The sequence below is a fragment of the Nocardioides sp. SYSU D00038 genome (genome assembly GCF_016924665.1).
Lineage (GTDB): Bacteria > Actinomycetota > Actinomycetes > Propionibacteriales > Nocardioidaceae > Nocardioides.
Map to the genome: position 1 here is coordinate 59786 of NZ_JAFFJT010000016.1, position 22915 is coordinate 82700.

Sequence of the window (22915 nt, forward strand, 5' to 3'; positions counted from 1 at the left end):
CTCACAGGATGTCGTGGACGAAGTCGCCGAGCTGGGTGAGGTTGCGGCACTCCACCATCGGCACCACCTCGCCGTAGGTGCCGGCCGCGGAGTCGCCGGTGTCCCAGTGGCGGCGGGACTCGGGGTTGAGCCACCACGCGTTGCGGATGCCGTGGGCCATCTCGCGCAGCGCGTCGACGTGGAGGTCGCTGTAGTTGGACCGTGCGTCGCCGAGCACGAGCAGCGACGACTTGGGGCCGAGCGCGTCGGCGTGCTCCTCGGTGAACTTGGTGAAGGCCCGGCCGTAGTTGGTGCGGCCCCACAGCGCGGCGTGCGACGTGCTGGCCGCCAGGTCGGCCATCACGTCGGCGACGTCGGCGCCCGGCCGGAAGTGGTGGGTCACCTCGTGCACGTGGTCGATGAAGGTGAACGCGCGCACCTTCTGGAACTGGTCGCGCAGCGCGAAGACCAGCAGGAGCGTGAACTGGGCGAAGCTCGCCACCGACCCGCTCACGTCGCAGAGCACCACGAGCTCGGTGCGGTGCGGGCGCTTCGGCCGGTGGTGGGTCGTGAGCGGCACGCCGCCCGTCGACATCGAGGCGCGCACGGTGCGCCGGAAGTCCAGCGGCCCGCGGCGGCGGGCGTGGTGCTCCTGGGTCAGCCGGGTCGCGAGCCGGCGGGCCAGCGGGTAGATCTGCCGGCGCATCTCCTCGACGTCGGCCCGCCGGGCGGCGGTGAAGTCGAGCCGGTCGATGCTGGGCCGCAGCGCGACGTTCGCGACGTGCTCGGCCCCCTTCTCCTCGGCGATCCGGCGGCGCGCGTCGGCCTCGACCTGACCGGTGAACCGGCCGATCCGGCGCCCGGCGGTCCGCTCGGCCTCCTCCTCGGTGCGGCCGTCGGCGAGCAGCCCCGCGACCAGCTGGCTGGTCAGCTCGGCGGGCGAGACCCGCTGGAGCGCGGTGTAGGCCGACCAGCTCGACAGGCCGGGCCCGCGGCCGGGCATCGCCCCGAACCGGCCCACCATCTCGGCGGCCAGGCCCAGCAGACGCTCCTGGTCGTCGGCCGCCAGCGCCTCGAGCAGCTCCTCGCGGAACGCCTGCAGGGCCTCGGCGTTGTCGCGCACGCCGGTGGCCTCGCCGTGCGCGGCGTCCGACCGCTCCGCGGCCGCCGCCGCGCCCTCGCCCACCATGCGGGGGTAGTAGACGTCGAAGACCGCGTCGAAGGTCGGCCGCTGCGCCTGCTTCTTCACCAGCGTCGCGGCGTACGCGGTCCGCACGTCCTCGCGACGGTCCCACGGCAGCGCCGACAGGGCGGCGACGGCGTCGAGGTCCTCGGCGAGCGAGACGGCGAGGCCGGCGCCCCGCAGCGCCTCGAGGAAGGCGATGTGGCGGTCGACGAGGCCGGAGCCCGACATGGTGCGCGCCCCGCTCAGCGGCGCAGCCGCAGCTCGCGGACCGCGCGGTCCTGGTCGGACACGTGCTTGAGCACGACGCCGAGGGTGTCGTCGATCGCCTTGTCGTCGAGGTCGCGGATCTCCAGCGCCAGCAGGGTGCGGGCCCAGTCGACCGACTCGGCGATCGAGGGCGCCTTCTTGAGCTCCAGCTCGCGGAGCCGGCCGACGGTGGCGACCAGCTGGCCGGCGACGCGCCGGTCGAGGTCGGGCACCTGGGAGGCGACGATCTCGAGCTCGCGCTCGGCGTCGGGGTAGTCGAGGTGGAGGTAGAGGCAACGCCGCTTCAGCGCCTCGGAGAGCTCGCGGCTGGCGTTGGAGGTGAGCACCACGAACGGGCGACGGGTCGCCTCGATGGTGCCTAGCTCGGGGATGGTCACCTGGAAGTCCGAGAGCACCTCGAGCAGCAGCCCCTCGACCTCGACGTCGGTCTTGTCGACCTCGTCGATGAGCAGCACCGTCGCGCCCGGTCTGCGGATCGCCGTGAGCAGCGGCCGGGTGAGCAGGAACTCCTCGGCGAAGATCTCGTCGTGGGTGTCGGCCCACGACGAGTCGCCGTCCTGGGCGGCCTGGATGCGGAGCAGCTGCTTCTTGTAGTTCCACTCGTACAACGCGCGCGCCTCGTCGAGGCCCTCGTAGCACTGCAGCCGCACCAGCTCGGCGTCCGCGGCGCGGGCGACGGCCTTGGCCAGCTCGGTCTTGCCGACCCCGGCCGGCCCCTCGACGAGCAGTGGCTTCTCCAGGGCACCCGCGAGGTACGTCGTCGTGGCCGTCGCCGGGTCGGCGAGGTAGCCGCCGTCGTGGAGCCGCGCCGCGGCCTCGTCGGGCGAGGAGAACCAGGTCGTCATGCGCCCATCCTCCCCCACGCTGCGCGGCCGGTCCGAACAGGTGCTCAGATCACCCGTCACCTCTGACGCGTCGGCTCGTTGTCCTTTGCAGACAAGGGATCCGTGTGGCTCCCACCCGACCAGCACCGGAGGAGGAGCCATGCGCCGCACGCCCCCGCGCGTCGTCGGGATGGCCCTCACGGCCGTCAAGGCGGCCGGCTTCGGAGCCTTCCTGGCGCTGACGATCGGCGCCGGGCTGCAGGTCACCGGCGACTCCACCGAGCACGCCGAGGCCGTGGCCGACGCCTACGAGCGCGTGGTGGAGCGGGCGATGGACGACCAGCGCTGCTCCACCTCCGGCTTCGACCGGGACGTCGTGCCCGGGTCGGCGTTGATCCGCACGCCGGCCGGCCAGGTGCAGGTCGTGTCGTTCGACCGCGGCTGGGCCGTCTACAACGGGCGGCGGCCCGGCACCCTGATCGCGGTCTGCCTCGAGCGCGAGCCGGTGCGTCCCGCGGCCGGCACCGACTGACGCTCGTCGTTCGGCCGGCTCTCGTCCAGCAGGCTCTCGCTCAGAACGCCCCGTGCCGCCCGGCGCCGCCGGCGAACCGGGCCGCACCGTCCAGGGCCCCGGCCTCCAGCGACGCCAGCCCGTGGCCGTGCTCGACCGCCATCGCCTCCTCGTCGGGCCGGCCGGCCGACTCCAGCAGCGCCAGCCGGTCGTGGCGCAGGCACGCCTGGGGGAACGCCGCCAGCTCGCGGGCCAGCCGCTCCGCCTCCTCGCGGGCCCGACCGGGCTCGACCACCCGGGTGACCAGGCCGATCCGCTCGGCCTCGTCGGCGGCCACCGGCCGGCCGGTGAGCACGAGGTCGAGCGCGCGGCCCTCGCCGACCAGCCGCGCCAGCCGGAACGTCCCGCCGTCGATGAGCGGCACGCCCCAGCGTCGGCAGAACACCCCGAAGGTCGCGTCGGCCGCCGCCACCCGCAGGTCGCACCACGCGGCGAGCTCGAGGCCGCCCGCGACGGCGTACCCCTCGACGGCGGCGACCACCGGCTTCGACAGCCGCATCCGGGTGGGACCCATCGGGCCGTCGCCGTCGGGGGTGACCTGGTTGCCGCGCTCGGTGCCGACGGCCTTGAGGTCGGCGCCCGCGCAGAAGTGGCCGCCGGCACCCCAGAGCACCGCCACGGCCTGGGAGTCGTCGGCGTCGAAGGCGCGGAACGCCTCGGCCAGCGCCGCGGCCGTCGGTCCGTCGACGGCGTTGCGCGCCTCGGGCCGGTCGAGGACGACGGTGGTGACGGCTCCGGAGGTCTCGACGCGCACGCTCATGGCGGGAGCGTACGGCGGACTCAGACCTCGCGGGCGGTGCCGGCGTGCCGCCCGGCGAGCTCGCGGTAGTAGGTGGCGTTGGTCTCGATCCAGAGCTCCGAGCTCGTTCCCTCGATGGGCTTGACCGGCTTGCAGGGGGTGCCGGCCGCGACCATCCCGCCGGGCAGCTCGGTGCCGGGGGTCACGACCGAGCCGGCCGCGACCAGCGTGCGCGGGCCGACGACGGCGTGGTCGAGCAGCGTGCTGCCGTTGCCGACCAGCGCGCTCTCCCCGACCTCGCGGCAGTGCACGACGCAGCCGTGCCCGATCGTCGCGTCGGGGCCGACGGTGAGGGTCTCGCCCGGGGCGGCGTGGAGCACCGAGTTGTCCTGCACGTTGGTGCCCTCGCGCACCACGATCATGCAGACGTCGCCACGCAGCACCGCGCCGTACCAGATGCTCGCGCCGGCCTCGACCGTCACGTCGCCGATCAGCGTCGCGGTGGGGGCCACCCACGCGTCGGGGTGGACGGTGGGCGCCGTGCCCTCGAACTCGATCAGGTGCATGGGTCGAGTATCGGGTGGTCGGTGGCGGCCACGGCCACCGGGCCGGGGCGCTAGAGTGCCGCGGTGCTGAGCCGCGCCGTTCTCGCCCTCGCCGCGCTGGCACTCGCCCTCGTGGTCGCCCCGCCGGTCACGGCCGCACCCCCGACGGTCTCGGTCGCCGGGTCGTCGCTCGCCGTCGCCAACCGCAGCCCCGTCACGCTGCGCGTGACCCTGAGCGCCCCGGGGAGCCTCACGGTCGAGTGGGGCGACGGCACCCGCACCGAGGCCGTCGCCGTCTGCGCCGACGACTGCCCTCCCCTCGCCGTCACGCACCGCTACCCCGCCCGCGGCAGCTACGCCGTCCGCGCATCGCTGGTCACCGGGGACGAGACCGCGACCGCCACGACCACCGCCGTCGTCCGCAACAACCCGCCCCGCTGGGTCACCACCCCCACGCTGCGCTTCATCGTGGGTCGTACCCCCAAGCGGCTGCGCGCCACCGACCTCGACGGCGACCGGGTGCGGTTCGCCGTCGTGCGCGGTCGGCTGCCGCGCGGGCTCAAGCTCCGCAAGGACGGGCGACTGGTCCGGACCGGCCTGGTCAAGGAGGGCACCTACCACCCCACCATCCGCCTCACCGACGGGCACGGCGGCGCCACCGCGCAGCGGTTCACCATCCGCGCGATCCTGTAGCCGCCGTCCGCCCGGCGTTGGATGAGGAAGGCGTGCCACGCCTGTCTCGAAACCCGGTGCGCCGAGGGCCCTCCGGTGGGAACGGGAGGGCTTTCGTCTTCCGGGGTTTCGAGACAGTTGCTAGCGCAACTTCCTCAACCAGCGATCAGTTGCGTCTGTGGAACTGGACCTTGCCCGTCGGTAGGTAGGTCGTCGTGTAGGTCGGGTCGTGGGCGCATTGGTGGTGGGAGGGGCAGAGGAGGACGCCGTCGCGGAGGTCGGTGTTGCCGCCGTCGGTCCAGCGGGTCTTGTGGTGGGCTTCGCAGGTGGAGGCGGGTCGGTCGCAGCCTTCGGACCGGCAGGTCTTCTGCTGGATTCCGAGAGCGATGCGCTGCGGGGTGGTGAACAGTCGTCGGGTGCGGCCGAGGTCGAGAACCTGGGACTGTCCGTCGAGCACGGCGGGGATGAGTCCGGCCTCGCAGGCGAGCCTGCGGGCAGCGCCGGGGCTGATCCGGGTGCCGGTGTCGAGCTCGCAGGCCGCGAGCCGTCCTTCAAGCACGGCGAGCGGGATGGTGACCACGACGGTGGCGTTGACGCCGCCGCGCTGCGGGAGCCGGTCTGCGGGGTACTTGAGGATGTAGTCGCAGAACGCCTGCCCCAGCGACTGCGACGTCACCTTCTCGTGCGTGAGAGCCGCGTGGGCGAAGAGCGCCTTCTTCAGTGCTTCGGCGTGCATGGTCGGGATGACGAACCGGCCGTGGGTCCTGCCCTCGCCGTCGTCGAGCATGGTGAGCTTGCAGGCCTTCTCGGCCTCGCGCTCCTCGCGAGCCAGCGCCTCGGCTTCTGCTGCTTCCCCGACCTCGGGACAGACGATGTCAAGGATCCGGTTGCCGAAGATCGTGAGGTCCTTGGCGTCGTGGTGCTGGGCGAGCTCGACGAGCTCGACCTGTGCCTGGTCGCGGATCTGCGGGTCGGTGTCGTCGGGGAGCTTGGTGATCGCGCGGGCGATGACCTCGGCCTGCTCCAGCAGCAGATCACCCCGTCCAAGCGCCTGCGCGACGACGGGCATGGTGTCGAGCTGCTCGGCCAGCCGCATCGTCCTGGCGGTCTCGCGGCGGGTCGCGCGGGTCGCGGCGGCGAGCCAGGCTGCGGTCGAGGTGGCGCCGGAGGCGGCTTCGACCTTCTGCTGCTTGGCGTGGTGGGCCAGCCGCAGCTTCAGGGCGGCGAGCTGGGACTCCAGGTGGACGACCTCGGTCAACGCGTGGCCTGCTTCGGTGGCGTCCATCGACCACAGCGGGAGCTGACCGACCTCGTCGAGCACACCACGCGCGTCACCGACGGCACGCGTGACGCGGTGCCGGTAGCGGGTGGTGTGCGGGCTTGTCACGTGCCCTACTCAAGCACCGACCACCGACAGTCCCCGGCCGGTTTTCGCGTTGTCCACAACGGGATTCGGGGTTGTGACCCGATCGTTACCTAGGTTCTCGAGCGCTTGGTTTCGAGGCTCGTCGCTAGCGCTCCTCGCACCTCAACCAGCGCCACCCGTGCCCACCGCTGGTTGAGGAAGTCGCGCTGCCGACGTTCTCGAATCCTCCGCCGGCCGACCGCCCTCCCGTCCCCAACGGAGGCCGACTCGGGTTTCGGCCCGCCCGGGGGGATTTGCGACGGGGGCGGGCAAACAGAGTAGCCCCCCCCGGGGTCCGCCCCCGCCGTCGTTATTCGCCCCGCCCCCCCCCGAAACCTGAGTCGCCCCGCAGTGGTTGCTGGAGAACGTTCGTCTCACCGGGCAACGAGTGAGGGACTTCGTCCCTCCTCAACCAGCGATCCGCGAAGCCCGCGCAGTGCTGACGGCGCGAGCTTGCGAGTGCCGGCAGTGCGCCGTCACACCTGGTCGGGAGAGGCTCGGGGTCAAGGGCGCGAAGCGCCGAAGGGAACCCTTGACGCCGAGACCCGACCAGGTAAGCGCGCGGGCAACGAATCAGCCCCGGGGTGAGCACCTCGGCGGTCGCGGGAGGGCGCTCATCTCACCGGGTAACGAGGGAGGGACTTCGTCCCTCCTCGACCAGCGATGGGCAAGGCGTCCGCGCATGCGGGCGCCCCGAGTCAGCCCCGGAGTACCCCCCTCCGCAAACGCGAAGATCCGCCCAGGCGAGCCGGGCGGATCTTCGTGAGCTGGCGGTGGCGGAGGGATTTGAACCCTCGGTGGGCTTGCACCCACAAACGCTTTCGAGGCGTTCTCCTTAGGCCGCTCGGACACGCCACCGCGCCGAACGTTACCGGAGCGCCTCGGGTGCGACGAAATCGATCAGGGGGTCCAGGCCGGGTCGCGGCCGGTGGCGCCCAGGAGGCGGTCGAGGGCGGGCGCGTCGTCGGGTACGGCGACGGGCGGGCCGAACAGGCCGCCGTCGTCCGCGGCGCCGTCCTCGGGAGGCTCGAAGGAGAGGACGAAGCCGAGATTCGCCTCCACCAGACCGGGATCGGCCGAGAACGGCTGGCCGGTGGCGACCGCGAGGTCCCAGCCGTGGACGATCACCTCGTCCAGCGCCACCAGCGCGGCGGCCGACCCCGGCATCTCGACGGGGCCGGCCATCGTGGTGCCGTCGTACGCCGCCGGGTCGAGCCAGGCCGAGCTCAGCTCGTCGAGGTGGGCGGCGAACGCGTCGCGCCAGCCGTCGGGCAGCCGGGAGCCGTCACCGGGCGCGCCGGCGCCGTCGAGCACCTCCTTGCGGGCGGCCGCGGTGAAGGCCAGGGCCAGGCCGCCGACGTGGTCGAGCAGGTCGGCGACGGTGTAGTCGGGGCACGGGGTCGGGCCGCCGAGCTGGTCGTCGCGGACGCCGCGCACCAGGGCGGCGAGGGTCGAGGTGGCGGGACGCAGGTCGAGTGGGGTCTCCATGCCGGTGCAGACCCGGGCAGGGGGCCCGGACTCATCGGTGCTGTCGGCGCCCGCCCCTAGCCTGCGGCCATGACGATCTCAGTTGGCATGGTCACCTTCGACACGACGGACGCCGCCGCGCTGGCGCGCTGGTGGTCCGAGCAGGTGGGCGGGCAGATCGCCGACCCGTTCGGCGACCAGACCTACCTCATGGTCTCCGGCGGGCCGGTGCTGCTCGCCTTCCAGAAGGTCGACGACCCGACGCCGGGCAAGAACCGGCTCCACCTCGACCTGACCGCCGACGACCTCGACGCCGAGGTCGACCGGCTGGTCGCGGTGGGGGCCGGGCTGGTCGAGCGACGCGGCGACGAGCACTTCCGGTGGGTGACCCTCACCGACCCCGACGGCAACGAGTTCTGCGTCTCCGGCACCCACGAGACCGAGGCCGTGCTCGGCCAGTAGCCGCTACCAGCGGGCGTGCACCGCGGCGCGGAACCGCTCGTCGTAGATCCGGCGAACCCCGGCGAGCAGCCCCTCCGACAGCGGCGGCAGGTCGCCGGCGGCGGCGTTCGCGCGCGCCTGCTCGGCGTTGCGCGCGCCGGGGATGACCGTCGTCGAGCCCGGCAGCTGCCAGCACCACGCGAGCGCCGCCTGCGCCGCGGTGGCGCCGTCCGGGCCCTCGGCGGCGACCAGCGCGCTGAACTCCTGGGCGGCCGCGACGCCGGTCTCGTAGTCGACGCCGGAGAAGGTCTCGCCGACGTCGAAGGCGCTGCCGTCGCGGTTGTAGCTGCGGTGGTCGTCGGGGGCGAACGTCGTGGTCGCGTCGTACTTGCCGCTCAGCAGGCCCGAGGCCAGCGGCACCCGGGCGATGATGCCCACGCCGGCGGCCTCGGCGGCGGGGAGCACCTCGTCGAGCGGCTTGAGCCGGAACGCGTTGAGGATGATCTGGATCGACGCCACGCCCGGCCGGGCGATCGCCGACAGCGCCTGGTCGCAGGTCTCGACCGAGACGCCGTACGCGGCGATCGACCCGTCGGCCACCAGCGCGTCGAGGGCGTCGTAGGTCGCGTCGTCGTCGATGGTCGCCGAGGGCGGGCAGTGCAGCTGCACCAGGTCGACGGTGTCGACGCCGAGGTTGCGGCGGGACCGGTCGATCCACTGCCGGAAGTTGTCGGGGTGGTAGTTCTCCGGCAGCTGGTCGACGCGTCGGCCCATCTTGGTGGCTACGGTGAACCCGGCGTCGGGGTGGGCCTTCACGAACGCCCCGACGATCCGCTCGCTGCGGCCGTCGCCGTAGACGTCGGCGGTGTCGTAGAAGGTGACGCCGGCCTCGGCGGAGGCCTCGAGCACCTCGCGGGCGGCCGACTCGGACACGTCGCCCCAGTCGGCGCCGAGCTGCCAGGTGCCGAGGCCGACGACGGAGACGGGTCGGCCGGTGCGGCCCAGGGTGCGCTGCTGCATTCGGAGTCCTTCGGCGAGTCGGGGGGAGGTCATCCGGGGACAGTCTCGCAACCGGGCGAAGCGTCGTGGTCGGCGGACGCGCTGAACAGCCACGCGATCGTGGCCCGGTAGGTCTCGCCCGGCCGGAGTACCGCGGTTGGCCACTCCGGGTGGTTCGGTGAGTCCGGGAAGAGCTGGGGCTCCAGCGCGATGCCGTCGCCCTGCCGGTAGAGCGCGCCCACGGTCGACCGACGGGAGCCGTCGAGGAAGTTGCCGGTGTAGACCTGCAGCCCGGGCTGGTCGGCGCGCAGGTCGAGCCGGGTGCGGGTGCGGCGCGACTCGAGCACCGCGGCGGTGCGCAGGCCCGAGCCCCGGACGACGTAGTTGTGGTCGATGCCGCGGGCCGACTCGACCTGCTCGTGGGCCTGGCGCAGGGCCGGTCCGATCGGGCTGGCGACGCGGAAGTCGAACGGCGTGCCGGCGACCGGCGCGTGCCCGGCCGGCGGGATGCCGGTGGCGTCGATGGGGGTGTAGTCGTCGGCGTCGACCCGGAGCAGGTGGTCGTCGACGGTGCCGGCGCCCTCGCCGTCGAGGTTGAAGTAGGCGTGGTTGGTCAGGTTGACCACGGTCGGCGCGTCGGTGGTGGCCTCGAGGTCCACGTGCACGGTGGTGCCCTCGACCCGGTAGCGCACCCGGGCGGTGACGGTGCCGGGGAAGCCCATGTCGCCGTCCGGGCTGACCAGCTCGAGGGCGAGGCTGTCGTCGCCGTGCTCGGTGACCGTCCACAGCCGACGGTCGAAGCCGTCGGGCCCGCCGTGCAGCGAGTTGCCGCGGTCGTGGGTCTCGACCGCCACCTCGGTGCCGTCGAGCTCGAACCTGCCCTGGGCGATCCGGTTGGCGTAGCGACCGATGGTGCCGCCGATGTAGTCGGTGGAGGCCAGCCGGGTCTCGGGGTCGGGGTGGCCGAGCACGACGTTGCGCCGGGCGCCGTCGCCGCAGGGCACCTCGAGCCGGTGCACGGTGGCCCCCAGGGTGATCACCTCGACGACGGCGCCGGGGACGGAGCCGATCTCCAGGCACCGCACCGGGCGGCCGTCGGGCATGGTGCCGAACTCGGTCACGCGCATGCCGGAACGGTAGCCCTCCGGGGCCGCGGTCAGGAGCCGACGGTGGCCGCGGGCGCCGGCCGCGCGGAGAGCCGCGCGTCGACGGCGGCGGGGCTGAGCACCTGGTCCAGCGCCATCGCGGCGCAGCCGACCAGCCCCGCGCGCTCGCCGTACGTCGAGGGGAGGAACTGCAGGTCGCGGGTGGCCAGGGCCGAGGCGCGGGCGTAGACGCTCTCGCGGACGCCGGCGGTGTAGACGTCGAACGCCGCCGCCATGTCGCCGCCGACCACGACGGCCTGGGGGTTGAGCAGGTTGATCGCCACCGCCAGCACCTCGCCGAGGCGGCGACCGCTCTCGCGCAGCAACGCCTTGGCCTCGGGGTCGCCGGCGACGGCGAGCGCGACGACGTCGCGGACGTGGTCGACGGGGTGGCCGGCCTCGGCCATCCGGGCGACGAGCGACCAGCCGCCGGCGATGGTCTCGAGGCAGCCGGTGTCGCCGCACCGGCAGGGCTTGCCGCTGGCGGCGTCGACCTTGGTGTGGCCGATCTCGCCGGCCGCGCCGAGGTGGCCGGAGACCACCCGGCCCTCGGCGAGGATGCCGAGGCCGAGACCGGTGGAGGCCTTGACCACCACGAGGTCGCGGTGGGTGGCGGCGTGGCCGAGCCGCTCGGAGCGGGCGAGCACGTCGGCGTCGTTGCCGACGAAGATGCCGGCGGCGGCCACCTCGGCGAAGTACGGCGCGAGGTCGGCGCCGTCCCAGCCGCCCATCACCGGGGAGTCGATGCTGACGCCGCGCACCGGGTCGACCGTGCCCGGGAGGCTGACGCCGATGCCGAGCACCGGGGCGTCGACCAGGCCGTGACGGTCGGCGAGCAGCGCGCGCAGGTGGTCGACCACGGGCGGCATCACCGCGTCGGGACCGGCCCCGATCTCGTGGTCGACGGCCGACTCGGAGAGCTGGGCGCCGGCGAGGTCGAAGACGGCGAGCTGGGAGCGGGAGCGGCCGATCGCGGCGGCCAGCACCACGCCGGCCGAGGCGTTGAAGACCAGGCTGCCCGGCGGGCGGCCGCCGGTCGAGGCGAGCTCCTCGCCGAGGAGCAGCAGCCCGGCGTCGGCGAGGGCGGTGACCCGGCTGACCACGGCGGTGCGCGACATGCCGGTGAGCCGACGCAGGTCGGACCGGGTGGCGGCCCGGCCGCTGCGCACGAGGTCGAGCACCTCGCCGGCGGAGTCGGTCATGCGGGCATCCTAAGTGCGGTCCCTTCTGTCAGCAAAAGTCATAAGTAGTGCTTGCCGAGTGCAGACTAACGTCCTACCGTTGTGGAGTGACCCTTCCGACCTCGGAGCTCGCCACCGCGCTCCCCGCCTGCGACGTCGTCGTCTTCGGCGGCACCGGTGACCTCGCGCTCCGCAAGCTCCTGCCCGCGCTCTACCACCGCGACCTCGAGGGGCAGCTGCCCGACGACACCCGCGTCGTGGGCATCTCCCGCTCCGAGATGGGCGACGACGCCTACCGCGCCGTCGTCCGCGACGGCCTCGCCGAGCACGTCGGCGACCTCGACCAGCCCACCGTCGAGCGGCTCCTCGCCCGGGTGCACCACCTGAAGCTCGACGCCCGCAGCGACGACGGCTGGCACCTCCTGCACGGCCTGCTCAAGGACCGTCCCGAGGTCTCGAGCCGGGTGTTCTACCTCGCCGTCGCCCCCGCGCTCTTCGGCCCGATCTGCGAGCGCCTCGAGCAGGCCGGCGTCGTCGACGAGTCGGCACGCGTGGTGCTGGAGAAGCCCATCGGCACCGACCTCGAGTCGGCCCGACGGATCAACGACGCCGTCGGCCGGGTCTTCGAGGAGTCGCAGATCTTCCGCATCGACCACTACCTCGGCAAGGAGAGCGTGCAGAACCTCCTCGTCACCCGGTTCGCCAACACCTTCCTCGAGCCGCTGTGGAACTCGCGGTGGGTCGACCACGTGCAGATCACCGTGGCCGAGTCGCTCGGCGTCGGCGACCGGGGCGGCTACTACGACTCCTCCGGCGCGCTGCGCGACATGGTGCAGAACCACCTGCTCCAGCTCCTCTGCCTGGTCGCGATGGAGCCCCCGACGTACGTCGGCCGCGAGACCGTGCGCGACGAGAAGCTCAAGGTGCTGCAGGCCCTGAAGATCATGAGCCCCGAGGAGGTCGACCGCGACACCGTCCGCGGCCGCTACACCCAGGGGGTCGTCGACGGCGCGGTCGTGCCGTCCTACGACGACGACCTGGGCCACCCGGGCTCGCGCACCGAGACCTTCGTGGCGATCCGCGCCGAGGTGCAGAACTGGCGCTGGGCCGGCGTGCCTTTCTACCTGCGCACCGGCAAGCGGATGGACCAGAAGATCAGCGAGATCGTGGTGGTCTTCAAGGAGCCGCCGCACGCGATGTTCCCCCACAGCGAGGGCGTGACCGGGCCCAACCGGCTGCACATCCAGGTGCAGCCCGAGGAGGGCATGCGGCTCTCGATGACCGCCAAGGAGCCCGGCCCCGGCGGCATCCGGCTGCGGCCGGTCTCGCTCGACCTGAGCTACGCCACGACGTTCAGCGAGCGGTCGCCGGAGGCCTATGAGCGGCTGCTCATGGACGTGATGAAGGGGAACCCGACGCTGTTCATGCGCCGCGACGAGGTCGAGGCCGCGTGGACCTGGGTCGAGCCGATCCTCCAGCGGTGGGCGTCGTCGCCCGACCGCCCGCAGCGCTACCCCGCCGGCACCAGCGGGCCCACCGCCGCCGCCACGCTCCTCGAGCGCGACGGCCGTACCTGGCAGGAGTCCGACCAGTGACCACTCCCGTCCACCCCGTCGTCGCCGCGGTCACCGCGCGGCTGACCGAGCGCAGCGCCGTCACCCGCACGGCGTACCTCGACCGGATCCGTGCCGCCGCCGACCGCGGCCCGGCACGGGGCCGGTTGGCGTGCGCGAACCTCGCGCACGGCTTCGCGGCCGCGGAGCCCGCCGACAAGGCGGCGCTCCGCGGCCGGACCAAGCCCAACCTGGCGATCGTCACGTCCTACAACGACATGCTCTCGGCCCACCAGCCCTACGGCGACTACCCGCCGGTGCTCAAGCAGGCCGCGATCCGGGCCGGCGGGCTGGCCCAGGTCGCCGGCGGCGTGCCGGCCATGTGCGACGGGATCACCCAGGGTCGCGACGGCATGCAGCTCTCGCTCTACAGCCGCGACGTCATCGCGATGTCGGCGGCGATCGCGCTGTCGCACGACATGTTCGACGGCGCCCTGATGCTCGGCGTCTGCGACAAGATCGTGCCGGGGCTGCTGATCGGCGCGCTGTCGTTCGGCCACCTGCCGACCGTGTTCGTGCCCGCCGGGCCGATGGCGTCGGGCCTGCCCAACGGCGAGAAGGCGAAGGTGCGCCAGCTCTACGCCGAGGGCAAGGTCGGCCGCGAGGAGCTGCTCGAGGCCGAGGCGGCGTCGTACCACTCCCGCGGCACCTGCACCTTCTACGGCACCGCCAACTCCAACCAGCTGCTGATGGAGGTGCTGGGCCTCCACCTGCCGGGCTCGTCGTTCGTCAACCCCGGCACCCCGTTGCGCGAGGCGCTGACCCGCGCCGCGGCCGAGCGCGCGGTCGGCATCACCCGCCAGGGTGGCGACCCGACCCCGGTGGGCGAGGTGGTCGACGAGAAGGCGATCGTCAACGCCTGCGTGGCCCTGCTCGCCTCCGGCGGCTCCACCAACCACACGCTGCACCTGGTGGCGATCGCTCGCGCGGCCGGCATCCACCTGACGTGGGACGACCTCTCGGAGCTGTCGGCCGTGGTGCCGCTGCTGTGCCGCATCTACCCCAACGGCTCGGCCGACATCAACCACTTCCAGGCGGCCGGCGGCATCGGCTTCCTGGTGCACACGCTGCTGCGCGCCGGGCTGCTGCACGACGACGTCCGCACCATCGCCGGCCTCGGGCTGCACCACTACACCCGCGAGCCGGTGCTGCGCGGCGAGGACCTCACCTGGGAGGAGGGGCCGAAGACCAGCCTCGACCTCGACGTGCTGCGCCCGGCCGACGACCCGTTCGCGCCCGACGGCGGCGTCAAGGTGCTCACCGGCCCGCTCGGCACCGCGGTGATCAAGACCTCCGCGGTCAAGCCCGAGCACCGGGTCGTGACCGCGCCCGCGATCGTCTTCGACGACCAGCACGACTTCCTCGAGGCGTTCGGCGCCGGGCGGCTCGACGGCGTCGACTTCGTGGCGGTGGTGCGCTACCAGGGGCCGGCCGCCAACGGCATGCCCGAGCTGCACAAGCTGACCCCCGCGCTCGGCGTGCTCCAGGACCGCGGCCAGCGGGTCGCGATCGTCACCGACGGGCGGATGTCGGGCGCGTCGGGCAAGGTGCCGGCCGCCATCCACGTCACCCCCGAGGCCGCCGTCGGCGGCCCGCTGTCGCGGGTGCGCGACGGCGACGTCGTGACCGTCGACGGCGAGCGGGGCGTGCTCACCGTCGACGACGTGTTCGCGCTGCAGTCGCGGGTGCCGACCGGCCGGGCTCCCGAGGGCGAGGAGTGGGCGGGCACGGGCCGCGAGCTGTTCGCCGCGTTCCGCGCCACCGTCGGCCCCGCCGACGCCGGCGCGAGCGTGTTCCCGTCGTACGCCGCCCCGACCGCCACCCAGGAGGCACCCGTTGTCCAGCCCGTCTGAGTCACTGCTGTCCGTCGTACCCGTACTGCCGGTCGTCGTCGTCGACCGGGTCGAGGACGCCGTACCGCTGGCCCGGGCGCTCGTCGCCGGCGGGCTGCCCGCGATCGAGCTGACCCTGCGCACCCCGGTCGCGCTCGACGCGATTCGTGCGGTCGCCGACGAGGTCCCCGAGATCCTGGTGGGCGCCGGCACGATCACGTCGCCCGGCCAGGCGAAGCAGGCGCTCGACGCCGGCGCCCGGTTCCTGGTCTCCCCCGGCTCGACCCCGACCCTGCTGGGCGCGATGGCCGACACCGGCCTGCCGTTCCTGCCCGGCACGTCCACCGTCTCGGAGGTGCTGGCCGTGCTCGAGGCCGGCTTCACCGAGATGAAGTTCTTCCCCGCCGAAGCCGCCGGTGGCGCGACCTACCTGTCCTCGGTCGCGTCCCCGGTGCCCGCCGCCCGGTTCTGCCCGACCGGCGGCATCACCGCCGCGAGCGCCCCGACGTACCTCGCCCTCCCGAACGTGGGGTGCGTCGGGGGCTCGTGGCTCACCCCCAAGGACGCCGTCGCCGCTCAGGACTGGGCGCGCGTCGAGTCCTTGGCGCGGGAGGCCGCCGCCCTGCGCTGACGCACCCGCAGAGCGGTCAGGACAGCGAGCACCAGCAGGCCCGTCGCGGTCAGGACGTAGGCCCAGTTCCACGAGAGCCACCCGGTCGCCGTGCCGAACAGCCAGGTCGAGGGTCCCGCCGTCCGGTTCCCGGCGAGCGCTCCCGGCGTCAGGTGGAAGCAGTGCGGGTCCAACCCCGGTTCGACGACGCTGACCGCCTCACCGGCAAGGCTCACGAGCCCGGCGCCAGGATCTGCGTCCTCCGGGTCGTCCCTCTCCGAGACGGCGAACAGGGGTGCCTCCCCGATCCAGCTGGCGGTGCACAGGCTCGCGCGGTCCGAGGCGTCCCCGCTCGCCACGATCTCGCCCGACGCGAGGTCGAAGACGAATCCTGTCTCCTCGAGGCCGGGGCCCTGCGCGAGCAGCACTACGCGGGTGCCGGCTGGGGACAACGACCCGTTCCACTGGTGGAGCTCCAAGCGGTAGCCGTCTGGGACCGTGAGCGGCATGCGGTCCAGCTCGGCCCCCCGGTCATCGGTGAGGACCAGCAGCGCCTCCCGCCGACTCGTCCCGTCGATGAGCCAGGCGATGGCACCGTCCGGGGTCCAGCCCACCACGTTTCCCGACAGGTCGGGTGCGGGCAGGGGCCGCACACCGCCCTCGAGGTCGAGGACGACGAAGGAGTCCTCCGGGTGCGTCAGCCGCCACGCGCTCAGGACCAGCTGGCGACCGTCCCGTGACCACCAGGCCGGAATCTGTCCCTGCGTCATGAACGGCTGCCGGGCATCGTCTCCTAGGTTGTCGCTCACCGGGTAGGACACCACGGCGCCGGTCACCAGGTCGCGCACCACGTACTCGTCGGGCCCGGCCTGGTAGCCCAGCCGGGTGCCGTCGTCGCTGAGGGCTGGCATGAAGTCGACGTGTCGCTCGCCACGGGGCACGAACCAGGTGCGGCCCGACTTGCTGACGACGTGCAGCTTCTCGAGGTCGTCGTCGACAGGCTCGGACATCACGAAGCCGGCGACCGGGCCCGGCCGGGCGGGCAGCTCCCGCTCCCACAGCTGGGGCCCGACGCGGACTGGGTAACCGTCGACGGAAGGGCGGCCGTCGGGGCTCGGCGCGGGCTCGATGGACCGGTCCTGGTGCCACGTCGTCACCAGGGTCGCGGCGAGGACGACCGCAGCAGTGGCGGCCGCAACGCCGGTGAGCCGTCGTCGGCGCACCCGCCGTCGGCCGGTGGACCAGGCGGCGCCCACATCCGGACGCACATGGTCGGGAACCTGGACGAGCAGGTCGTCAAGGGAGTTGTGGCTCATCGGGCGCTCCCATCCTCGATGGCGTCGGCCAGCAGGTCGGGCGCCACGGCCCGCAGTCGGGTCAGCGCGTCACGGGCCGTGGTCTTGACGGTGCTGACCGAGATTCCGAGCACGTCAGCGGTCTGGACCTCGGTCAGGTCCTCGTAGAAGCGAAGCGACAGCACCGCCCGCTGCTTCGGCGTCAGCCTCGCCAGTGCGTCGCGGAGCACCAGCCGGCGTTCGACGTCCGCTCCGTGACCGCCCAGCTCCGGGTGCTGGTCGCTGAGCACCTCAGCGGGGCGGACGCGGCGGCGGCGCCAGGCGTCGATCGCCAGGCGGTGCATCACGGTGGAGGCGTAGGCAGACGGCGGCCTCGACCGGTCCAGCCGATGCCAGCGTGCGGCGACCCGGGCCAGTGTCTCCTGCAGAAGGTCCTCTGCGAGGTGGAGGTCACCGGTCAAGAGGTACGCCGACCGGGCGAGCGCAGCCTGCCGCGCCCTTACCCAACTCTCGAACTCCTCCACACCCGTATTCACGCACGGTGGGTCCGGTCCGGGTGGGTGCTCGCCGAAGCACCTATTGGCCTCGACGGTGGGGCTGGCAGGAAGACCAGATGAGACCAGCGGCAGTAGCCCGTCGTCCGGAGGTCTGGACACTCGCTACGCAAGTTCCTGAGTCAACGAGGTCTCACGTTCGCCTGTGGAACTGGACCTTGCCGGTCGGTAGGTAGGCGGTCTTGTACGCGGGGTCGTGTGCTCGTTGGTGGTGTGAGGGGCAGAGGAGGACGCCGTCGCGGAGGTCGGTGTTGCCGCCGTCGGTCCAGCGGACTCGGTGGTGGGCCTCGCAGGTGGAGGCGGGGCGGTCGCAGCCCTCGGAGCGGCAGGTCTTCTGCTCGAGGCCGAGGGCGATGCGTTGGGGGGTGGTGAAGAGGCGTCGGGTGCGGCCGAGGTCGAGGACCTGGGACTGGCCGTCGAGCACGGCGGGGATGAGTCCGGCTTCGCAGGCGAGCCTGCGGGCGGCGCCGGGGCTGATCCGGGTGCCGGTGTCGAGCTCGCAGGCCGCGAGCCGTCCTTCGAGCACCGCGAGCGGGATGGTGACCACGACGGTGGCGTTGACGCCGCCGCGCTGCGGGAGCCGGTCTGCGGGGTAGCGGAGGATGTAGTCGCAGAACGCCTGGCCCAGTGTCTGCGAGGTGACCTTGTCGTGGGTGAGCGCGGCGTGCGCGAACAGCGCTTTCTTGAGGGCTTCGGCGTGCAGGGTGGGGATGACGAACCGGCCGTGGGTCCGGCCTTCGCCGTCGTCGAGCATGGTGAGCTTGCACGCCTTCTCGGCCTCGCGCTCCTCGCGCTCCAACGCCTTGGCCTCGGCTGCTTCGCCGACCTCGGGGGAGACGATGTCGAGGATGCGGTTGCCGAAGACGGTCAGGTCCTTGGCGTCGTGGTGCTGGGCGAGGTCGACGAGCTTGGCCTGGGCCTGCTCTCGGATCTGCGGGTCGGTGCCGTCGGGGAGCTTGTCGATCGCGCGGGCGATGACCTCGGCCTGCTCCAGCAACAGGTCGCCCCGTCCAAGCGCCCGGGCGACGACGGGCATGGTGTCCAGCTGCCCGGCCAGCCGCATCGTCCTGGACGCGTCGCGGCGGGTGGCGTGGGTGGCGACGGCGAGCCACGCCGCGGTGCTGGTGGCGCCGGAGGCGGCTTCGACGTGCTGGGTCTGGGCGTGCTTGGCGAGCCGGAGCTCGAGAGCGGCGACCTGGCTCTTGAGCTTCGCGAGCTCGGTGAGGGTCACGGCGGCTTCAGGGGCGGGCATGCTCCACAGCGGCAGCTCCCCGACCTCGGCCAGCGTGGCGCGCACCTCCGCGACAGCCCGCGAGATGCGGTGCCGTCCGTGGGGTGTGGCCTTCGCTGTCATGCCTCTACCCAAGCACCGACCACCGACAGTCCAGGGCCGGTTTTCGCGTTGTCCACAACGGGGATTCGGGGTTGTGACCCGATCGTTACCTGGGTCGTGGGGCTTGGTTTCGAGGCTCGTCGCTAGCGCTCCTCGCACCTCAACCAGCGCCCGGTGGTTGAGGAAGTCGCGCTAGCGACTGTCTCGAAACCCCCGCACCGAACGCCCTCCGTCCCCACCGAATGCGCATCGGGGTATCGCCGACCCGGCGCTTGTTGTCGTCGCGGTGCGCCGAGCCGTCGTTAATTAACGACGGCTCGGCGAAACCTGGGCTGGCTACGGCGGTTGCGGGAGGGCTGTCGTCTCACCGGGCAACGAGTGAGGGACTTCGTCCCTCCTCAACCAGCGATGCGCGAAGCCCGCACCTGCTGGCGGCGCGAGCTTGCGAGCGCCGGCAGTGCGCCGTACCAGCAGGCACTGGCGGCGCGAGCTTGCGAGCGCCGGCAGTGCACCGTGACAGCAGGCACTGGCGGCGCGAGCTTGCGAGCGCCGGCAGTGCACCGTGACAGCAGGCCGACCGAGGCTCGCGGTCAAGGACGCCGAAGGCGCCGCAGGGAATCCTTGACGGCGAGCGTCGGCCTGCTAGGCGCGCGGGCGCCCCGAGTCACCGGCGGGGGGACCCGAATCCCGAGCAAGGGAGGGCGCTCGGCTCACCAGGTTTCGAGGCTCGTCGCTAGCGCTTCTCGCACCTCAACCAACGCCCGGGAGGCGGTCGTCCCACGCGGTTTCGAGACACGCCTTCGTCGTTCCTCAGCCAGCGGAGCGCCGAACTTCCCCAAACCAACCGCCACGCCCTGTCGTATCCGCCCCACCCCGTTCGTGGAGGAAGTGACAGCAACCCACGACAGAGGAGTCACCATGGCCCGCATCATCTCCAGCTTCTTCATCTCCCTCGACGGCGTCGTCGAGGCCCCCGACCAGTGGCACTTCGACTTCTGGAGCGACCAGATGGGGGAGGTCGTCGGGCGGGGGATGGCCACCGCCGGGGCGTTCCTCATGGGACGGCGGCTGCACGACGAGTGGGCGGCGTACTGGCCCACCAGCGAGGACGGCGAGATCGCCGACTTCTTCAACCGCATCGACAAGTACGTGCTCAGCAACACGATCACCGAGTCGGCCTGGGCGGGCACCACCGTGCTCGGCGGGTCGGAGGACGCGGTGGCGGCGCGGCTGCGGGAGGTGCGCGACGCCACCGAGGGCGACATCCAGATGTCCGGCAGCGCGACCACCGTGCGGTGGCTGCTGCGCCACGGGCTGCTCGACCGGCTGCACCTGCTCGTGCACCCGGTCGTGGTCGGCAGCGGGCAGCGGCTCTTCGAGGGGACGCCGAAGCACGTGCTCGACCTCGACCACCACGAGGTGATCGAGAACGGCGTCACCTACCTCGAGTACCGCCCGCGCGGTTGAGGTCAGGCCGGCTCGACCAGCCCCTCGTCGGCGACGACCTGGGACGAGAGCGTGCGGTAGCCGACGTCGTCGAAGAGGACCGTCAGCCGGTCCTCCTCGACGTCGGTGACGGTGCCGACGCCGAACTCGCGGTGACGCAGCACCTCGTGGACGGCGTAGCCGTCGGCGGTCTCGTCGACCCGCTCGGCCGCGACGCCGGCGCGGCAGTTGTCGCAGGTGCCGCAGAGGTCGTCGGGCTGCTCCCCGAAGTAGGCCTCGAGGAACGCCGCCCGGCAGCGGTCGGTCTCGGCGTACTCGCGCATCATGTCGACGCGCGAGCGCTGCAGCGCCCGCACCGCCTCGGCCCGGTCGACCGCGGCGACCACGGCGTCGTCGGCGTCGACGGCGTCGCCGACGAGGTCGAGCAGGTTCAGGATCCGGCCGGTGCGGCGCGGGCCGAGCCCGGTGTCCGCCGCCACCTGGCGGGGGTCGCGGGAGCCGAGCCGCTCGACGGCGTCGAGGACCTCACGGACGTGCTCCTCGCGCGGCACCCCGGAGGAGAAGAACCGTCCCAGCGCGAGATCCTCGGGCCGGTGCACGAGCGTGACGACCGCGGGCTCTCCGTCGCGGCCGGCCCGCCCGGCCTCCTGGTGGTAGGTGTCGGGCGACTCCGGTGCCTGGGCGTGGACGACGAACCGCACGTCGGGCTTGTCGATCCCCATGCCGAACGCCGACGTCGCGACCACCACGTCGACCCGGCCGTCCCCGGCCTGGAAGGCGTCGTGCACCTCGCGGCGCAGGCTCGCCCGCAGCCCCGCGTGGTACGCCGCCGCGGCGACGCCCTGCTCGGCCAGGTCGCCGGCCAGGCGCTCGGTGGCGCGGCGGGTGCGGCAGTAGACGATGCCGCACGTGCCGGGCGGGTGCTCGGTGACGAGCTCGGCGGCCAGCCGGCGCTGCTCGTCGCCGTCCGGGGCCGGGCGCACCACGAGCGAGAGGTTGGGGCGGCGGAAGCCGGTGACGATCCGCACCGGGTCGTCGAGGCGCAGCCGGTCGACCACGTCGTCGCGGACCGGGGCGGCGGCGGTCGCGGTCAGCGCGACGGTCGGAGCGTCGAGGTCGGCGAGCAGCTCGCCGAGGCGGAGGTAGTCGGGGCGGAAGTCGTGGCCCCAGCCCGAGACGCAGTGGGCCTCGTCGACCGCGACCAGCGACAGCGGCAGCGTCGCCAGCTCGGCCCGCACGTCCTCGCGGGCCAGCTGCTCCGGGGCCAGGAACAGGAAGCGCAGCGACCCGTCGCGAGCCGCGTCGAGGACCTCGCGCCGCGCGCCCTCCCCCACGTCGGAGGCCAGCGCCCCGGCGCGGGTGCGTGGGCCGAGCGCGTCGAGCGCCGAGACCTGGTCGCGCTGGAGGGCCAGCAGCGGCGACACCACCAGCGTGCAGCCGCCGAGCAGCACCCCCGGCAGCTGGTAGCACAGCGACTTGCCCGCGCCCGTCGGTGCGACCAGCAGCACGTCACGCCCCTCGAGCAGCGCGGCCACGACCCGCGCCTGCTCCGGGTGGAGGCCGTCGTGGCCGAAGACCTCGTGCGCGACCGCCGTCGCCTCCGCCGCGTCCATGGAGCAGCGGTGACCAGTCGGACGACGCGGCAGACGCGTGGCGGCTGCCACACTGGCCGGCATGGGGCGCGTGGTGGTCGTGGGCGGCATCAACCAGGACCTCGTGGTGCGGGTCTCACGCCGGCCGCGCGCCGGCGAGACGGTGGTCGGCGACGGACCGGTGCGCACAAGCGGCGGCAAGGGCGCCAACATGGCGGTCGCCGCCGCCCGGGCGGGTGCGGACGTCGTGCTCTGCGCAGCCGTGGGCGACGACGACGCCGGCCGCGAGCAGCTCGCCGAGCTGCGCGCCGCGGGGGTCGACCCCGCCCACGTCGCGGTGCGGCCCGACGTCGCCACCGGCGTCGCCCTGATCACCGTCACCCCCGACGGCGAGAACGCCATCGCCGTCGGGGCCGGCGCCAACGCCACCCTCACCGACGCCGAGGTGACCGCCGCGTGCGCGGGCGCGGACGTGGTGCTCGCCCAGACCGAGGTCGGTGCCGGGCCGGTCGAGGCCGCCGCCCGGCAGGCCGGCCGGCTGGTGCTGAGTCCCGCCCCCGTGGTCGCGCTCTCCCCCGCCACCCTGGCCGCCGCCGACCCGCTCGTGGTCAACGAGGAGGAGGCCACCGAGCTGCTGGCCGACACCCCCGTGGCGGACCTGGCCGACGCCGTACGACGCCGCACCGGGGCCCGCTCGGTCGTGGTGACCCTGGGCGCGGACGGAGCGCAGCTGGCCGACGGCACCGGCAGCCGCCACGTCGCGGCCCCCGTCGTGGAGGCGGTCGACACCACGGGCGCGGGCGACGTGCTGGCCGGCACCCTGGCCGCGGCGCTGGCCGCGGGCGCCGACCTGGACGCGGCGGTGCGGGCCGGCACCGCCGCCGCAGCCGAGTGCGTGGGCCGGGTGGGCGCACGGGGTACCGGGCGCGGGTGAGCCGCGACTCCGACCTCGAACGCGCCATCCTCGCCCTGCTCGCGCAGCGGGCCGACGAGGCGACCATCTGCCCCTCGGAGGCCGCCCGGGCGGTCGGCGGCGACGACTGGCGGTTCCTGATGGAGCCGGCCCGGGCCGCGGCCCGGCGCCTGGTCGCCGCCGGGCTCGTCGTCGTCACGCAGGGCGGCGAGGTGGTCGACCCGGCCACCGCCACCGGGCCGATCCGGGTCCGTCGGGCCTGACCACCCCGCAGGTGGGCAGGGCCGGGCGGACGACCCGGCCGCG

At 73.5% G+C, this 22915-nt stretch carries 22 protein-coding genes and 1 tRNA gene; 9 read left to right on the forward strand and 14 right to left on the reverse strand.

What is annotated here, in order from left to right:
* Position 1: 1 nt before the first annotated feature.
* Positions 2-1393, reverse strand: a complete 1392-nt coding sequence (locus tag JT721_RS08940) for a VWA domain-containing protein (protein ID WP_205472671.1) — start codon at positions 1391-1393, stop codon at positions 2-4.
* A gap of 14 nt (positions 1394-1407) precedes the next feature.
* The gene (locus tag JT721_RS08945; RefSeq protein WP_205472672.1) at positions 1408-2277 is read right to left on the reverse strand and encodes a MoxR family ATPase; all 870 of its coding nucleotides are present in this window, start codon (positions 2275-2277) and stop codon (positions 1408-1410) included.
* Between the two features lie 139 nt (positions 2278-2416).
* On the opposite strand from JT721_RS08945, the gene JT721_RS08950 reads away from it, so the two are divergent.
* Entirely contained in the window at positions 2417-2788 is a 372-nt protein-coding gene (locus JT721_RS08950) for a hypothetical protein (RefSeq protein WP_205472673.1), read from the forward strand.
* A gap of 40 nt (positions 2789-2828) precedes the next feature.
* Here JT721_RS08950 and JT721_RS08955 read toward each other — a convergent pair whose 3' ends face one another.
* Positions 2829-3587 (reverse strand): crotonase/enoyl-CoA hydratase family protein, encoded by a 759-nt coding sequence (locus tag JT721_RS08955; protein WP_205472675.1) that lies wholly within the window; start codon positions 3585-3587, stop codon positions 2829-2831.
* Between the two features lie 20 nt (positions 3588-3607).
* Positions 3608-4132, reverse strand: coding sequence for a gamma carbonic anhydrase family protein (locus tag JT721_RS08960; protein WP_205472677.1), 525 nt, complete (start codon positions 4130-4132; stop codon positions 3608-3610).
* A 63-nt stretch (positions 4133-4195) separates the two neighbouring features.
* On the opposite strand from JT721_RS08960, the gene JT721_RS21355 reads away from it, so the two are divergent.
* Positions 4196-4804, forward strand: a complete 609-nt coding sequence (locus tag JT721_RS21355) for a PKD domain-containing protein (protein WP_205472679.1) — start codon at positions 4196-4198, stop codon at positions 4802-4804.
* A gap of 145 nt (positions 4805-4949) precedes the next feature.
* Here JT721_RS21355 and JT721_RS08970 read toward each other — a convergent pair whose 3' ends face one another.
* The 3 genes from JT721_RS08970 to JT721_RS08980 form a co-directional block, all read right to left on the reverse strand.
* Complete coding sequence (locus JT721_RS08970) at positions 4950-6170, reverse strand: HNH endonuclease signature motif containing protein (protein WP_205472680.1); 1221 nt, start codon at positions 6168-6170, stop codon at positions 4950-4952.
* A gap of 786 nt (positions 6171-6956) precedes the next feature.
* Positions 6957-7046: transfer RNA gene (locus JT721_RS08975), tRNA-Ser, on the reverse strand.
* 42 nt (positions 7047-7088) lie between these two features.
* On the reverse strand, positions 7089-7676 hold the full coding sequence (locus JT721_RS08980; protein ID WP_205472681.1) for a TIGR03086 family metal-binding protein: 588 nt from the start codon (positions 7674-7676) through the stop codon (positions 7089-7091).
* A gap of 69 nt (positions 7677-7745) precedes the next feature.
* Here JT721_RS08980 and JT721_RS08985 point away from each other — a divergent pair, with 69 nt between their 5' ends.
* Positions 7746-8117, forward strand: a complete 372-nt coding sequence (locus JT721_RS08985) for a VOC family protein (RefSeq protein WP_205472682.1) — start codon at positions 7746-7748, stop codon at positions 8115-8117.
* A gap of 3 nt (positions 8118-8120) precedes the next feature.
* Here JT721_RS08985 and JT721_RS08990 read toward each other — a convergent pair whose 3' ends face one another.
* From JT721_RS08990 to JT721_RS09000, 3 genes are read right to left on the reverse strand one after another with little or no spacing between them, the layout of a single operon-like run.
* The gene (locus JT721_RS08990; RefSeq protein WP_205472683.1) at positions 8121-9116 is read right to left on the reverse strand and encodes an aldo/keto reductase; all 996 of its coding nucleotides are present in this window, start codon (positions 9114-9116) and stop codon (positions 8121-8123) included.
* A 29-nt stretch (positions 9117-9145) separates the two neighbouring features.
* Positions 9146-10222 carry an aldose epimerase family protein gene (locus JT721_RS08995; RefSeq protein ID WP_205472684.1) on the reverse strand — a complete coding sequence of 359 codons (1077 nt, stop codon included), beginning with the start codon at positions 10220-10222 and terminating at the stop codon, positions 9146-9148.
* Positions 10223-10251: 29 nt separating this feature from the next.
* Positions 10252-11442 carry an ROK family protein gene (locus JT721_RS09000; RefSeq protein WP_205472685.1) on the reverse strand — a complete coding sequence of 397 codons (1191 nt, stop codon included), beginning with the start codon at positions 11440-11442 and terminating at the stop codon, positions 10252-10254.
* An 86-nt stretch (positions 11443-11528) separates the two neighbouring features.
* Between JT721_RS09000 and zwf the strand changes: the two genes are divergently transcribed.
* The 3 genes from zwf to eda are packed head-to-tail and all read left to right on the forward strand — an operon-like array spanning position 11529 to position 15497.
* Positions 11529-13016: a glucose-6-phosphate dehydrogenase gene (gene zwf, locus JT721_RS09005; protein ID WP_205472686.1), complete on the forward strand. Its 1488-nt coding sequence runs from the start codon at positions 11529-11531 to the stop codon at positions 13014-13016.
* Positions 13013-14887 (forward strand): phosphogluconate dehydratase, encoded by a 1875-nt coding sequence (edd, locus tag JT721_RS09010; RefSeq protein ID WP_205472688.1) that lies wholly within the window; start codon positions 13013-13015, stop codon positions 14885-14887. The genes zwf and edd overlap by 4 nt, the downstream gene beginning before the upstream one ends.
* Positions 14871-15497 (forward strand): bifunctional 4-hydroxy-2-oxoglutarate aldolase/2-dehydro-3-deoxy-phosphogluconate aldolase, encoded by a 627-nt coding sequence (gene eda / locus JT721_RS09015; protein ID WP_240340416.1) that lies wholly within the window; start codon positions 14871-14873, stop codon positions 15495-15497. Before edd ends, eda begins: the two co-directional genes overlap by 17 nt.
* Here the strand turns inward: eda and JT721_RS09020 are convergent.
* The 3 genes from JT721_RS09020 to JT721_RS09030 form a co-directional block, all read right to left on the reverse strand.
* The gene (locus tag JT721_RS09020) at positions 15443-16792 is read right to left on the reverse strand and encodes a hypothetical protein (protein ID WP_205472690.1); all 1350 of its coding nucleotides are present in this window, start codon (positions 16790-16792) and stop codon (positions 15443-15445) included. The two genes, eda and JT721_RS09020, sit on opposite strands and share 55 nt — an antisense overlap.
* Complete coding sequence (locus tag JT721_RS09025; RefSeq protein ID WP_307827964.1) at positions 16789-17295, reverse strand: SigE family RNA polymerase sigma factor; 507 nt, start codon at positions 17293-17295, stop codon at positions 16789-16791. Before JT721_RS09025 ends, JT721_RS09020 begins: the two co-directional genes overlap by 4 nt.
* Before the next feature lie 163 nt (positions 17296-17458).
* Positions 17459-18679 carry an HNH endonuclease signature motif containing protein gene (locus JT721_RS09030; RefSeq protein ID WP_205472692.1) on the reverse strand — a complete coding sequence of 407 codons (1221 nt, stop codon included), beginning with the start codon at positions 18677-18679 and terminating at the stop codon, positions 17459-17461.
* Positions 18680-19576: 897 nt separating this feature from the next.
* On the opposite strand from JT721_RS09030, the gene JT721_RS09035 reads away from it, so the two are divergent.
* Positions 19577-20125, forward strand: coding sequence for a dihydrofolate reductase family protein (locus tag JT721_RS09035; protein WP_205472693.1), 549 nt, complete (start codon positions 19577-19579; stop codon positions 20123-20125).
* A gap of 2 nt (positions 20126-20127) precedes the next feature.
* Here JT721_RS09035 and JT721_RS09040 read toward each other — a convergent pair whose 3' ends face one another.
* Entirely contained in the window at positions 20128-21717 is a 1590-nt protein-coding gene (locus JT721_RS09040; protein ID WP_205472695.1) for an ATP-dependent DNA helicase RecQ, read from the reverse strand.
* Between the two features lie 61 nt (positions 21718-21778).
* Here JT721_RS09040 and JT721_RS09045 point away from each other — a divergent pair, with 61 nt between their 5' ends.
* Both JT721_RS09045 and JT721_RS09050 read left to right on the forward strand, forming a co-directional pair.
* Positions 21779-22630: a PfkB family carbohydrate kinase gene (locus tag JT721_RS09045; protein WP_205472697.1), complete on the forward strand. Its 852-nt coding sequence runs from the start codon at positions 21779-21781 to the stop codon at positions 22628-22630.
* On the forward strand, positions 22627-22872 hold the full coding sequence (locus tag JT721_RS09050; protein WP_205472698.1) for a DUF3253 domain-containing protein: 246 nt from the start codon (positions 22627-22629) through the stop codon (positions 22870-22872). The genes JT721_RS09045 and JT721_RS09050 overlap by 4 nt, the downstream gene beginning before the upstream one ends.
* The last annotated feature ends 43 nt before the right edge of the window (positions 22873-22915 follow it).